This window comes from Caulobacter sp. P1_D6 (assembly GCF_056406095.1).
Genome location: NZ_JBFUAW010000040.1, coordinates 24,886 through 36,486 on the forward strand (window position 1 = coordinate 24,886; position 11,601 = coordinate 36,486).

An 11,601-nucleotide genomic window follows, 5' to 3' on the forward strand; every position below is an offset into this window, starting at 1 on the left:
GGCTATTGGAGGAAGCCGCCCGCGTCAACCTCTAGGTTCCGCCTTCCCGCCTTCTGATGCGACGCGAGGATGGCGCTGGCGTGGCGTTTCGTGGTTTGTCCCAGGCGAGATCGTAATTGAGCGCGCTGGATCGAGCATTGCCTGAAGCGGACATCGTCCTGATCGCCGGTCCCACCGCCAGCGGCAAGTCGGCCCTGGCCCTGAAGCTGGCGCGCGAGCGCGGCGGAGAGATCGTCAACGCCGACTCGATGCAGATCTATGCCGGCCTGCCGGTGCTGACCGCCGCCCCTCCGCCCGAGGAACTGTCTCAAGCGCCGCATCACCTGTTCGGCGTCGCCGACGCGGCCGACGGCTGGTCGGTCGGACGTTGGCTGACGGCGGCCACCCACGCCCTGGCCGAAATCTCCGCCCGGGGCCGTCCCGCCATCGTGGTCGGCGGCACGGGCCTGTACTTCCGCGCCCTGACCCATGGCCTGGCCGACGTGCCGCCGGTGTCCGAGACCCAGCGCGAGGTCTCGGCCCTGCTCTACGCCGCCCAGGGCGAACACGAGTTCCGCGACGTGCTGGCCGAGCTGGACCCGGAGGCCGAGAAGCGCATCGAGAGCGGCGACCGCCAGCGCCTGGTCCGCGCCCACGCCGTGGCCATCGCCACCGGCAAGTCGTTGACCGCCTGGCAGACCGACACCAAGCCCGCCCTGGCCGCCGGAACCTGGCGCGGCCTCGTGCTCGACCCACCCCGCGCCGAACTCTACGACCGCTGCGACGCCCGCCTGGGCGTGATGGTCGAGCAAGGCGCCCTGGACGAGGTGCGCGCCATGGAGGCCCGGGGCCTAGACCCGTCCCTCCCCGCCCTCAAGGCCGTCGGCTACCGAGAACTGGCCGCGCATTTGCGAGGCGAGACCTCGCTGGACGAGGCGCTGGACGTGGCGCGGCAGGAGACGCGGCGCTACGCCAAGCGCCAGATGACATGGTTCCGAAACCAGACCCCGGACTGGGAACGGGTCCTCCCGTGATCCAGCGCTCGATCTTGATCGCCTTGGCCCTGGCGGGCCTGGCCGGTTGCGCGACCCGTGAACCGGACGCCCGGCCCAGCTATCTCCAGATGGCCATGACCCTCGACAAGAGACCCGACGGCCAGTTGATCCTTGGCGTGGGCGTGGCGGACCCGATCGACGAAGATCACACCCGCATCCAGCGACCGGAACTGAGCCTGTCGACCTGCGCGTGGAGCAGGCCGAGGACGGTCACCGCCCTCACGGCCGACCTCGGCATGGTCGCCGTCATGGACGGCGGCGTCATGAAGGGCCCCAAGGCCGTGAGCCGTGACCTCTCCGCCGAATTCGACCGTCTGGTCGCCGCCCGCGGCCTCCACCCCGCACCCGAAGAGCTGGCCTGCGCCCGCCGCCAGCTGACTGAGCTCGCTTTCAGCGAAGACACCGACTGAGGACCGCCCATGACCGAACTCGCCCGCCTCGCCGCCGCCGTCGCCGCCCGCCTGACCGAACGGGGCGAGACGCTCGCCGTGGCCGAATCCTCGACCGGCGGGCTGATCTCGGCGGCCCTGCTGGCCGTGCCGGGCGCGTCGAAGTTCTATGTCGGCGGCGCCGTGGTCTACACCGCCCGCGCCCGCCTGACCCTGCTGGACATCCCGCAGAAGGCCATGGACGGGCTGCGCTCGGCCAGCGAGCCCTACGCCGTGCTGCTGGCCCGGGTGGCCGGCAAGAACCTGAAGGCGACCTGGGGCTTGTCGGAAACCGGCGCGGCCGGGCCGGACGGCAACCGCTACGGCGACGCCGCGGGCCACAGCTGCTCGGCCGTGGTCGGCCCGGACAAGGAGGTCAGTCTTACCGTCGAGACGGGCCTGGACGACCGCGAGACCAACATGCGGCGGTTCGCTGAGCATGCTCTTGCCCTCTTGCTGGAAAGCTTGGGCTGAATCTCGCGCCGAGAACAGCGTTGCGCCAGCGCAACGGGTCGTTTCTTGCGTCAAACCGCGCCTTGACGCCCTCCGGCGAGCATGGCATTCCCCAATCATCCATTTGGAGCAACACTCGTGCGCAACACCATGATCGTACTTATGGAGCGGCCGTTCACGGCGTGACCTTGAAGTCACGCTGATAGATCGGTCGCGCGCACAAAAGGTCCTTCGGGGCCTTTTTTCTTTTCCACCCTGCCCCAAACCCAAGCTTGCCAACCCGGATCAGTCCCATGACCGCCCATCAGACCATCGAGAGCCAGGCTCCCGCCCAGACCGTCCCGATCTCTTCTCAAGAAGGGCGCGCCATGACCGGCGCCGAGATCGTGGTCCGCGGCCTCGTGGATCAAGGCGTCGAAGTGCTGTTCGGCTATCCGGGCGGCGCGGTCCTGCCGATCTACGACGCTCTGTTCCACGAGCCGCGCCTGCAGCACATCCTGGTCCGCCACGAACAGGGCGCGACCCACGCCGCCGAGGGCTACGCCCGCAGCTCGGGCAAGCCGGGCGTCGTCCTGGTCACCTCGGGTCCGGGCGCGACCAACGCGATCACCGGCATCATGGACGCCCTGATGGACTCCATCCCGATGGTGGTCATCACCGGCCAGGTCCCGACCCACCTGATCGGCACCGACGCCTTCCAGGAAGCCGACACCGTCGGCATGACCCGCTCGTGCACCAAGCACAACTACCTGGTCAAAGACGTCCGCGATCTGCCGCAGATCATCCACGAGGCGTTCAAGATCGCCACCACCGGCCGTCCGGGCCCGGTGCTGATCGACATCCCCAAGGACGTCCAGTTCGCCAAGGGCGAATATTATGGCCCGACGGAAGTCGCCTCGACCCACGCCTACAACCCGCGCGTCAAGGGCGACCAGAACCGCATCGCCGAGGCGGCCAAGCTGATCGCCGGCGCCCGCCGGCCGATCTTCTACACCGGCGGCGGCGTCATCAACGCCGGTCCGAAGGCCGCTGAAGCCCTGCGCGAGTTCCAGGCCCTGACCGGCGCGCCGGTCACCTCGACCCTGATGGGCCTGGGCGCCTTCCCGGCCGCCGATCCGGCCTGGCTGGGCATGCTGGGCATGCACGGCACGTTCGAAGCCAACAACGCCATGCACGACTGCGACGTGATGATCTGCGTCGGCGCCCGCTTCGACGACCGCGTCACCGGCCGCCTGGACGCCTTCTCGCCGGGCAGCAAGAAGATCCACATCGATATCGACGCCTCGTCGATCAACAAGAACGTCCGCGTCGACCTGCCGATCATCGGCGACGCCGGCAGCATCCTCGAGGACCTGATCGCGGCCTGGAAGGCCGCCGGCCACCAGGCCAACAAGGCCGCCCTGACCGACTGGTGGGCCCAGATCGACACCTGGCGCGCCCGCCAGTGCCTGAAATACCGGGGCTCGGACACGGTCATCAAGCCGCAGTACGCCATCGAGCGCCTGTACGCCCTGACCCGCGACAAGGACGTCTACATCACCACCGAAGTCGGCCAGCACCAGATGTGGGCCGCGCAGTTCTTCCGCTTCGAGGAGCCCAACCGCTGGATGACCTCAGGCGGCCTGGGCACCATGGGCTACGGCCTGCCCGCCGCCATCGGCGTGCAGCTGGCCCATCCAGGCAGCCTGGTCATCGACGTCGCCGGCGAGGCCTCGATCCAGATGTGCATCCAGGAGCTGTCGACCGCGATCCAGTTCGACCTGCCCGTCAAGATCTTCATCCTGAACAACGAATGGATGGGCATGGTCCGCCAGTGGCAGCAGCTGCTGCACGGCGAGCGCTACAGCCACTCCTACTCCGACAGCCTGCCCGACTTCGTGAAGCTGGCCGAGGCCTATGGCGCCGTCGGCATCCGCTGCTCCGACCCGGCCGAACTGGACGAGAAGATCCTGGAGATGATCAACAGCGACAAGGTCGTGGTCTTCGACTGCCGCGTCGAGAAGCACGAGAACTGCCTGCCGATGATCCCCTCGGGCAAGGCCCACAACGAGATGATCATGGGCGACGTCGAGGACATCGGGAATGTGATCGGCGCGGCGGGGGCCGGGCTGGTCTAGACCACCGCCAATGAACGGATCCAGAGATGGAAGCCATCGCAGGTGTTGTTTCGGCGGCTATCGCCCTGATGGGCCTGCTCATTCTCGCCGCTCAATGGCGAGAGGCCTCCTTGCGTAGAAATGAAGTCACGGCCTGGAGCTTGCTTTCCATTCAAGCGCTCCAATCCCTGCACTTGATGACGATCCTGGGATCCAAGGGCCGTGAGGAAGCGCTCGACAAGCTCAGGTTCGACACCAGCGTCCTGATAGAACAGGGTCGCCTGTTCTTCAGAAACAAGCCCTATCGGGACTTCGGCGCTGAAAAGCCGCGAGCCTATAAGGGCCTCAGGCCTGTCATCCTGGACCAGCTCGTCATCGCGCACCAGATCGCCTGCAATCTTGAAAACGCCGACGACGATCGGCGCTTGAGGATGAGAGGCGCGGCCGAAAACGCCGTGCGGGCGTTCGTGAGCTTCGCGCAAGCCGAGGTGGGCCGAAATCGTCCAGCTTCGGAGTATGCCAACATGGCGGGTCAGGGGATAAGCTTGGATAGAATCCTGAGCGACATCGACGACGAGCAACTTTCCAACCTGAGGCAAAGGCCCCAACTGTGATGACCGACGCCCAACCCGCCTCCGCCTACGACATGGCCCCGAACGAACAGGTCGAGCAGACGGCGGCCTTCGCCCTGCTGGTCGACAACGAACCGGGCGTGCTGCACCGCGTGGTCGGGCTGTTCGCCGCGCGCGGCTACAACATCGAAAGCCTCACCGTCGCCGAGACCGACCGCAAGGCCCACACCAGCCGGATCACCGTGGTCACCCGCGGCACGCGCCAGGTGCTGGACCAGATCGAGGCCCAGCTGAACAAGGTGGTCAATGTCCGCCGCGTGCACGACGTGACCCGCGACCCGAACGGCGTCGAGCGCGAACTGGCCCTGGTCAAGGTGCGCGGCCAGGGCGTCGACCGCGTCGAGGCCCTGCGCATCGCCGAGATCTTCCGCGCCAAGCCGGTGGACACCACGCTGGAGAGTTTCGTGTTCGAGATCTCGGGCGTGCCGTCCAAGATCGACAAGTTCCTGGACCTGATGCGGCCGCTGGGCCTGGTGGAACTGTCGCGCACCGGCGTGCTTTCCATCGAGCGGGGTGTTGAAGGAATGTAGCCATGACGGGCGCGATGCTTTTGGCCGGCCTCCTGATGGGGCTGCCCCTCGCCGGCCAGCAACCCGCGCCCCAGGCCGCTCCGCCGCCTCCGCCCGACCCGGTCGTCTGGTGGGCTCCCGAGATTCCCAAGCCGCCGCCCGAGCAGGACCCGTTCCAGGGCCGCCGCCTGCGCAAGGGCGAGCAGTTGGTTCCGATCGACAACGGCGTCGATCCCCTGCTCTACCGCCTGTGGGGCCTGCAGCCCCTGCAGAGCCAGTTGATCAAGCCGGGCGAGCTGGTGCTCGAGGTCTGGGCCCGCCCCGCCACCGGCGTGCGCCAGGCGGTGGTCCGGGTCACCGTGCGCCGCGACGGCCGCGCCTTCGTCCMGGCCCGCGCGGGCCTGGGCTGCTGCACCCCGGAGATCGGCCGCCGGGTCGACATCGACGCCGAACTCGCCACCCAGCAGGTCGCCCCGCTCAAGGCCCTGATCGGCGACCCGCTGTGGAGCCAGCCACGCTCGGTGATCGTGGACTACGGCGGCGGGGCCGTGGAGCCGGTGTGCCTGGAGGGCGTCTCGTGGGACGTCACCCTGCTGGTTCCCGGTCAGGCCCGCCACCTGCGCCGGGCCTGCGACGACGCCGAGGTCGGCTCGATCGCCCCGGCCCTGGCGGCGGCCTTGTCGGCGGCGTCGGGCCGCGACGCCCGGTTCGACGCGATGTTCGCCCGCGGCGGCGACTTCTCGCGGCAACGGAAAGCCTATGACTCGCTGATCGCGTCGGGCGGCCGCCTCAAGCCCGGAACCAACAACCGTCCCCAGCCGCCCGCCGTGCCCGCGCCGGCCGAGGACGATCCGCCGGACACCGCCACGCCCGCGCCGCCGGACAAGTAGGTCCTCAACCCGCCCACGCGCGACGATTGCAGACTCGGCATAACGCCGTTATCTAACTTGGCCATAAGTCCGGGGGAGACGCCGACATGACCAAGATCGTTTCACTGAAATCCGTGCTCGCCGCTTTTGGCGCCGTCGCCGCGCTCAGCGCGACGTCCGCCGCCCACGCCCAGGCCGTGCCGAGCACGCCCCAGGTCAAGTTCGACCCGGTCGCGGAGGCTCCGTCGATTCCCGCCGGGCTGCAGACCGCCTGCATCAACGAGCCGACCGACGGCGCGCCGGCCAGCAAGACCTGCCCGGTCATCTACTACGGCGCCTACAAGACCTGGATCTTCAGCTACGCCGACAACCGCAACGCGTTCGCCCTGGTCACCTTCGACGGGACGGGCAGGATCGTGCGGAACGTCGAGGCGGACGGCGCCCGCTACGTCTTCGACGTGTTCAGCGACGACCACGGCCAGAAGCTCACCCTCGTCGGCCAATCCAAGAACTCGGTCGTCATCAACTGGGCCGACCTGCCGCACTAGGCCGGGCCGCGTCGCGCCTCAGCCCACCTTCAGCAGGTTGAAGCGGTAGAGCAGCGCGCCCAGCACCGCGCCGATCGCCGGGGCGACGAAGAACAGCCACAACTGCGCCAGGGCCTGGCCGCCGACGAAGACGGCCGGGCCCAGGCTGCGGGCCGGGTTGACCGAGACGCCGGTCACCTGGATGCCGACGATGTGGATCACCGCCAGGGCGATGCCGATGCCCAGCCCCGCGAAGCCCGGGGCGGCGTCGGCGCCGGTCGCGCCCAGGATGACGATCACGAACAGGGCGGTCATCACCACCTCGAAGGCAAAAGCGGCCTCGACGCCGAAGCCGCCGCCGTAGCCAGGACCCCAGCCGTTCTGACCCAGGCCGTGGACCGTGCCGCCGGCGATGAACATCAGGACCGCGGCGCCGGCGATGGCGCCGACGAACTGAGCGGCCCAATAGATCAGCATCTCCTTGGCGCTCATCCGGCCCGCCACGAAGGCCGCCAGGCTGACCGCCGGATTGACGTGGCAGCCCGACACCGGACCGATGCCGTAGGCCATCGCCACGATCGCGAAGCCGAAGGCCAGCGCTATGCCCAGCTGCCCGACATGGTCGCCGCCCAGAACCGCCGCGCCGCAACCGAACAGCACCAGGGCGAACGTGCCGATGAACTCGGCGACGAACTTTGACATCTGACCTCTCCCTCTTCCCAGCTCGCCCCGAGGGCAAGTCCTAAAAACGAGCTTGGCGAGCTTGTCCTTCTTTGGCGAGGCCAGAAATGGGGAAAAACCTCTAGGAGGGCCGAAGCCGCGCCCTAGGTGTCGAGCAGCATCTCGGGCCGGCTCCGCAGGCGGGCAGCGTCGCGCAGCGGCGGCGCGCCGAACAGCCGGGCGTATTCGCGGCTGAACTGCGAGGGGCTGTCATAGCCCACCGCATGGCCGGCCGAACCGGCGTCCAGCCGCTGGGCCAGGATCAGCTTGCGCGCCTCCTGCAGGCGGATCTGCTTCTGGTACTGCAAGGGGCTGAGCGCGGTCACCGCCTTGAAGTGACGATGCAGGGCCGAGGGGCTCATCCGCGCCTCGGCGGCCAACTCCTCGATGCTGAACGGCTGGTTGAAGTGCTGGGTGATCCAGCCGATGGCCCGCTTGACCTGGCGCATGCGGCCGTCGGCCCGGGCGATCTGGGCCAGGCGCGGCCCCTGGTCGCCCAGCAGCATCCGGTAAAGGATCTCGCGCTCGATCAGCGGGGCCAGGACGGCGGCGTCGCGCGGCGTGTCGACCAGGCGAACCATCCGCATCACCGCGTCCAGCAGGGGCGGATTGACCTGGCTGACCGCCATGGCCCCGATAAGCGGGCCGGCGTCCTGGGCCAGGGCCGGCTCGCCGCCCAGCTGCAGCAGCATGTCGCCGATCACCGCCGGGTCCAGGGTCATCCGGAACGACAGATAGGGCTCTTCCGGCGAGGCCTCGATCACCTGGCCGATCACCGGCAGGTCGACCGACGCGACCAGATAGTTCAGCGGGTCGTAGACCAGCACCGATCCGCCGCTGAGCACCTGCTTGCGGCCCTGGGCCACGACGCAGACCGCCGCGCCGAACACGCCGTGCTTGGGTTCGGTGGGCTGGCTGGCGCGATGGAGCGAAGCCTTGTCGCAGACACCGTGATCGCCGTCATGAGGCGCGTATCGTTCAATCAGCGCGGCGAGTTCGCCTTGCTCGACCATCGACATTTCCTTTTGCTGATGGACGTTGTCCTACGCCCGCGGGGGCTGCCCGTCACGCCTGCCAGAGGTGATGTGCAGGATCGTGCAATCAAGGGGCAGCATCGGTCTATCTCGAACGGCGATCCATGAGTCATGGTGGGGGTGTCCCGCAAAAGCCGCCGTCGCCGCCCCTTCCCGTGCCCCCTTTCCAGGGTCTGGCCCCGGGACCGAGCGACGCAGCGGCCGTCCGCCCCCGAGGATGTCATGACAAACTATACGCCCCGCCGGCCCCAGGCCGCGCCACGGTGGTTCGTCGCCGCCTGGCTGGCCGCCACCGCCCTCATCACCGCCGCCTCCGCCCCAGGAATCGCCCATTGGGGAGCGGTCCATTGATCGGCCGCCGCGTTTCCGGCGTCTGGGCCAGCGCCAACGGGGCGGTGAGCCTGGAGCTTCGCCTCGACGGCCGGTTCGAGGAGCATCACGACGGCGAACTGGTGTTCGAAGGCCACTACGAGCTGGTCGGCGACGACGTGCGCCTGTTCGAGGACGGCGGCGGACAGCTGGCCGGCCGGCTGACCGAGGGCCGTCTGAGCCTGACTCCGCCGCCCCGCGCGCAACGTCGCAGCCGCCATGGCCAACGACAGCCTTCCATCCGCGAGCCCCAGCCCCTATATTGAGTCCGTTCGGGTTCGCCCGGACTATGGGGATAAACGCGCACGTAATAAGCGGACTGGACCCGGGTGCGATTCCCGGCGGCTCCACCAAGACCTCCCGAGTTATCACGGGAATGCATGGGGCCGATCAGCATCGACAGACGTGTAAAGGTGTTATGCTTTCTCTCGGCGTGGCTCACCGTATCGGGCCGCTAAACTAACTGCGAACGATAACTTCGCTGAAGAGTTCGCCATCGCCGCGTAATGCGGTGCGGGTGATCTCGCCTCTTAAGTCCTAGGGGTTCAGATCCTTAGGCGGGGCCCGGAGGGAGCCTGCCAACAGAATCCCTCCACTTAATCCTCCCCCTCCGGGGGAGGTGTCGCCAAAGGCGACGGAGGGGGCAGGCGCCGCCGCCCCTCTTACTTTTCCCTCCCCAAAAATTGACGCCTATCCCACCTTTGCCGCTCCCCCGCGACACGCTACTCTCCGCGCTTCGTTCCAGTTCCCGCTTTACGATGGACCGCATGGCCCAGACCAATCCGCCTGAAGATCTGATGCAGTACGAGGCGATGGCCCAGGACGCCCTGCGTGGCGTCGTGAAGGCCGCGCTGAAGAAGGCCGCCGCGCCCGGCGGCCTGCCCGAGCCGCATCACCTCTACATCACCTTCAAGACCCAGGCGGCGGGCGTCTCGGGCCCGCAGGACCTGCTGGGCAAGTATCCCGACGAGATGACCATCATCCTGCAGCACCAGTACTGGGACCTGGCGCCGGGCGAGACCTTCTTCTCGGTGACCCTGAAGTTCGGCGGCCAGCCCAAGCGGCTGTCGGTGCCCTACGCGGCGGTGACCCGGTTCTACGATCCGTCGGTGCAGTTCGCCCTGCAGTTCGAAGCCCCGGAGATCGCCCCGCAGGCGCCCGASCCCGAGCCGGAGCCCGAGATCGTCGCCACGACCGAAGGCGGCGAAGAGGCCCCGAAGATCATCTCCCTCGACCAGTTCCGCAAGAAATAGCCGCGTGAGCGACATCGCCCCAAACGATGTGGCTTCCGACACGCCGCAAACGTTGACGGACGAGGCGATCCTCGCGCGCTTTCACGCGTCCAAGAACCCGCCGGGCAGCGCCCGCACCCTGGGCTTCCGCATGCTGTCGGTCAGCCAGGCCGAGCGCCGGGTCGAAATCGCCTTCGAGCCCTCGGTCGAGGCGGTCGGCAATCCGATGGGCCAGGTCCAGGGCGGCTTCGTCTGCGCCATGCTGGACGAGTGCATGTCGGTGGCCGGCATGATCACCTCGGGCATGACCTCCGTGGTCCCGACCCTGGAGATGAAGACCAGCTTCCTGCGTCCCGCCATGCCCGGCCCGCTCAAGGGCGTCGGCTGGGTGGTGCGCTGGGGCAAGACCGTCTGCTTCCTGGAAGGCGAACTCTACGACCCCGAAGGCCGGCTGCTGGCCAAGGCCAGCGCCACGGCGATCCCGACGCCGTTTTCGAAGTTCAAGAAGTAAGGCGGCCATGCAGCGGATCGCGGGCCTGGTTCTGGGTTTGCTTCTGCCGCTGCTCGCCGTCCTGCCTGCCAGGGCTCAGTCCGCGGACGTCGACGCCCCCTCCTTCGCCAACTGGGCCGCCGTGGTCGTCGCCGGCGACTGGCACGCGCATTCGGGCGAACCGACCGAAGCCTTCGACAACGCGCGCCGCGACGTCGGCGCGGCCCTGACGCGGTTCGGCTTCACCCCGGCCGCCGTTCGTCAATACTCGGTGCGCCCCAAGCGCTATCCCTCCGTGAAGCCCGGCAAGACCGGCCTGCGCGCCATCCACTCGGGCCTGCGCGACCTGGCGGCCAAGAACACCGCCGGCTGCCTGGTCTACATCACCAGCCACGGCGCGCCCGAGGGCGCGGTGCTGGACGAGGACATCCTGCCGCCCACCCTGCTGGCGGCGGTGATCGACGACGCCTGCCCGGCCCGCCCTTCGATCGTCGTGGTCTCGGCCTGCTTCTCGGGCGTCTTCGTCAAACCCCTGCAGCACGACGACCGGATGATCCTGACGGCGGCGCGGCCGGACCGCACCTCGTTCGGCTGCGGCGAGGACGACAAGTATCCCTATTTCGACGACTGCTTCCTCTCGTCGGCGCCGACCGCCCACGACTTCGCCGCCCTGGGCCGGGCGGTCCAGGCCTGCGTGGCCCGGCGCGAGCGCGAGGTCGGGGCCGAGCCGGCCTCGGAGCCGCAGCTGTGGATCGGCCCCGGCCTGCGGCCGCTGTTGCCGCTGTACGCCTTCCCGCGCCCGCCGCCGGGCTCGGCCCCGCCTGGCGCGCCCTCCAAGCGACGCTGAGCGATCAAGCGTCCACGGGAAAGACGTCCGCGCCCGGTCACATCCCCTTTGATACAAGGCCGGGGCGCCCTAGAAGTCTGCTCACCCTTATTTTTCATGAGCCCGTGAGGTCTTGTTCGTGACGCTGCGTCTTTCGTTCAGGGCCGTTCTCTCGGCGGCGATCATCGGTTGCGGCCTCTTCGGCGCGACGATGGCTGAAACCCAGGACGTCGCCCCCGCCGCGCCGCCGGCGGCGGCGCAGAGCGCCACCCTCCCGTCCGCGCCGATCCCCTACACCCCGACCATCCGCCGCCGTCGCGCGCCTCGCCCGCAACCCGCCGTGCCGGCCGCCGCGACGCCCGCGCCCGCGACGACCCCGAGC

At 68.6% G+C, this 11,601-nt stretch carries 15 protein-coding genes, 1 other RNA gene and 1 pseudogene; 15 read left to right on the forward strand and 2 right to left on the reverse strand.

The features are described 5' to 3' along the window. The first annotated feature begins 137 nt into the window (after positions 1–137). The 9 genes from miaA to AC1DYP_RS20250 all read left to right on the forward strand — a co-directional run bounded on the left by miaA (position 138) and on the right by AC1DYP_RS20250 (position 6,569). Complete coding sequence (gene miaA / locus AC1DYP_RS20210) at positions 138–1,013, forward strand: tRNA (adenosine(37)-N6)-dimethylallyltransferase MiaA (protein ID WP_477047848.1); 876 nt, start codon at positions 138–140, stop codon at positions 1,011–1,013. After that, entirely contained in the window at positions 1,010–1,444 is a 435-nt protein-coding gene (locus AC1DYP_RS20215) for a hypothetical protein (RefSeq protein ID WP_477047849.1), read from the forward strand. Before miaA ends, AC1DYP_RS20215 begins: the two co-directional genes overlap by 4 nt. Positions 1,445–1,453: 9 nt before the next feature. Next, positions 1,454–1,936 carry a CinA family protein gene (locus AC1DYP_RS20220; protein ID WP_477047850.1) on the forward strand — a complete coding sequence of 161 codons (483 nt, stop codon included), beginning with the start codon at positions 1,454–1,456 and terminating at the stop codon, positions 1,934–1,936. Between the two features lie 117 nt (positions 1,937–2,053). Continuing rightward, positions 2,054–2,101, forward strand: a complete 48-nt coding sequence (locus tag AC1DYP_RS20225; RefSeq protein WP_369744215.1) for a hypothetical protein — start codon at positions 2,054–2,056, stop codon at positions 2,099–2,101. Between the two features lie 107 nt (positions 2,102–2,208). Continuing rightward, positions 2,209–4,032 (forward strand): acetolactate synthase 3 large subunit, encoded by a 1,824-nt coding sequence (locus AC1DYP_RS20230; RefSeq protein ID WP_477047851.1) that lies wholly within the window; start codon positions 2,209–2,211, stop codon positions 4,030–4,032. 26 nt (positions 4,033–4,058) lie between these two features. Beyond that, positions 4,059–4,625: a hypothetical protein gene (locus AC1DYP_RS20235; protein WP_477047852.1), complete on the forward strand. Its 567-nt coding sequence runs from the start codon at positions 4,059–4,061 to the stop codon at positions 4,623–4,625. Next, positions 4,625–5,173, forward strand: coding sequence for an acetolactate synthase small subunit (ilvN, locus tag AC1DYP_RS20240; protein WP_477047853.1), 549 nt, complete (start codon positions 4,625–4,627; stop codon positions 5,171–5,173). The genes AC1DYP_RS20235 and ilvN overlap by 1 nt, the downstream gene beginning before the upstream one ends. 2 nt (positions 5,174–5,175) lie before the next feature. Further along, a complete protein-coding gene (locus tag AC1DYP_RS20245; protein ID WP_477047854.1) occupies positions 5,176–6,042 on the forward strand; it encodes a hypothetical protein in 867 nt (288 codons plus the stop codon). A gap of 86 nt (positions 6,043–6,128) precedes the next feature. Continuing rightward, a complete protein-coding gene (locus tag AC1DYP_RS20250; RefSeq protein ID WP_477047855.1) occupies positions 6,129–6,569 on the forward strand; it encodes a hypothetical protein in 441 nt (146 codons plus the stop codon). An 18-nt stretch (positions 6,570–6,587) separates the two neighbouring features. Here the strand turns inward: AC1DYP_RS20250 and AC1DYP_RS20255 are convergent, their stop codons facing one another. Together AC1DYP_RS20255 and AC1DYP_RS20260 are read right to left on the reverse strand one after the other, a co-directional pair. Next, positions 6,588–7,250: an aquaporin gene (locus AC1DYP_RS20255; RefSeq protein ID WP_477047856.1), complete on the reverse strand. Its 663-nt coding sequence runs from the start codon at positions 7,248–7,250 to the stop codon at positions 6,588–6,590. Positions 7,251–7,372: 122 nt separating this feature from the next. Then, positions 7,373–8,281 carry an AraC family transcriptional regulator gene (locus AC1DYP_RS20260; protein WP_477047857.1) on the reverse strand — a complete coding sequence of 303 codons (909 nt, stop codon included), beginning with the start codon at positions 8,279–8,281 and terminating at the stop codon, positions 7,373–7,375. Between the two features lie 368 nt (positions 8,282–8,649). Between AC1DYP_RS20260 and AC1DYP_RS20265 the strand changes: the two genes are divergently transcribed. From AC1DYP_RS20265 to AC1DYP_RS20290, 6 genes and pseudogenes are all read left to right on the forward strand, one after another. Further along, a complete protein-coding gene (locus AC1DYP_RS20265; RefSeq protein ID WP_477047858.1) occupies positions 8,650–8,937 on the forward strand; it encodes an Atu4866 domain-containing protein in 288 nt (95 codons plus the stop codon). Beyond that, positions 8,903–9,268, forward strand: a transfer-messenger RNA (tmRNA) gene (ssrA, locus tag AC1DYP_RS20270). Before AC1DYP_RS20265 ends, ssrA begins: the two co-directional genes overlap by 35 nt. A gap of 170 nt (positions 9,269–9,438) precedes the next feature. Then, positions 9,439–9,924: an SspB family protein gene (locus tag AC1DYP_RS20275; RefSeq protein ID WP_477047859.1), complete on the forward strand. Its 486-nt coding sequence runs from the start codon at positions 9,439–9,441 to the stop codon at positions 9,922–9,924. Between the two features lie 4 nt (positions 9,925–9,928). Continuing rightward, positions 9,929–10,414, forward strand: a complete 486-nt coding sequence (locus AC1DYP_RS20280; protein WP_477047860.1) for a PaaI family thioesterase — start codon at positions 9,929–9,931, stop codon at positions 10,412–10,414. A 7-nt stretch (positions 10,415–10,421) separates the two neighbouring features. After that, positions 10,422–11,240 (forward strand): C13 family peptidase, encoded by an 819-nt coding sequence (locus AC1DYP_RS20285; protein ID WP_477047861.1) that lies wholly within the window; start codon positions 10,422–10,424, stop codon positions 11,238–11,240. A 118-nt stretch (positions 11,241–11,358) separates the two neighbouring features. Then, positions 11,359–11,601 (forward strand): annotated as a pseudogene (locus AC1DYP_RS20290) (serine hydrolase domain-containing protein); the annotation flags it as partial.

Coding starts and splice junctions, on each gene's coding strand:
- AC1DYP_RS20220 (WP_477047850.1), top strand. CDS start 1,454: ATGACCGAACTCGCCCGCCTCGCCGCCGCCGTCGCCGCCCGCCTGACC.
- AC1DYP_RS20230 (WP_477047851.1), top strand. CDS start 2,209: ATGACCGCCCATCAGACCATCGAGAGCCAGGCTCCCGCCCAGACCGTC.
- AC1DYP_RS20235 (WP_477047852.1), top strand. CDS start 4,059: ATGGAAGCCATCGCAGGTGTTGTTTCGGCGGCTATCGCCCTGATGGGC.
- ilvN (WP_477047853.1), top strand. CDS start 4,625: ATGACCGACGCCCAACCCGCCTCCGCCTACGACATGGCCCCGAACGAA.
- AC1DYP_RS20250 (WP_477047855.1), top strand. CDS start 6,129: ATGACCAAGATCGTTTCACTGAAATCCGTGCTCGCCGCTTTTGGCGCC.
- AC1DYP_RS20255 (WP_477047856.1), bottom strand. CDS start 7,250: ATGTCAAAGTTCGTCGCCGAGTTCATCGGCACGTTCGCCCTGGTGCTG.
- AC1DYP_RS20260 (WP_477047857.1), bottom strand. CDS start 8,281: ATGGTCGAGCAAGGCGAACTCGCCGCGCTGATTGAACGATACGCGCCT.
- AC1DYP_RS20285 (WP_477047861.1), top strand. CDS start 10,422: ATGCAGCGGATCGCGGGCCTGGTTCTGGGTTTGCTTCTGCCGCTGCTC.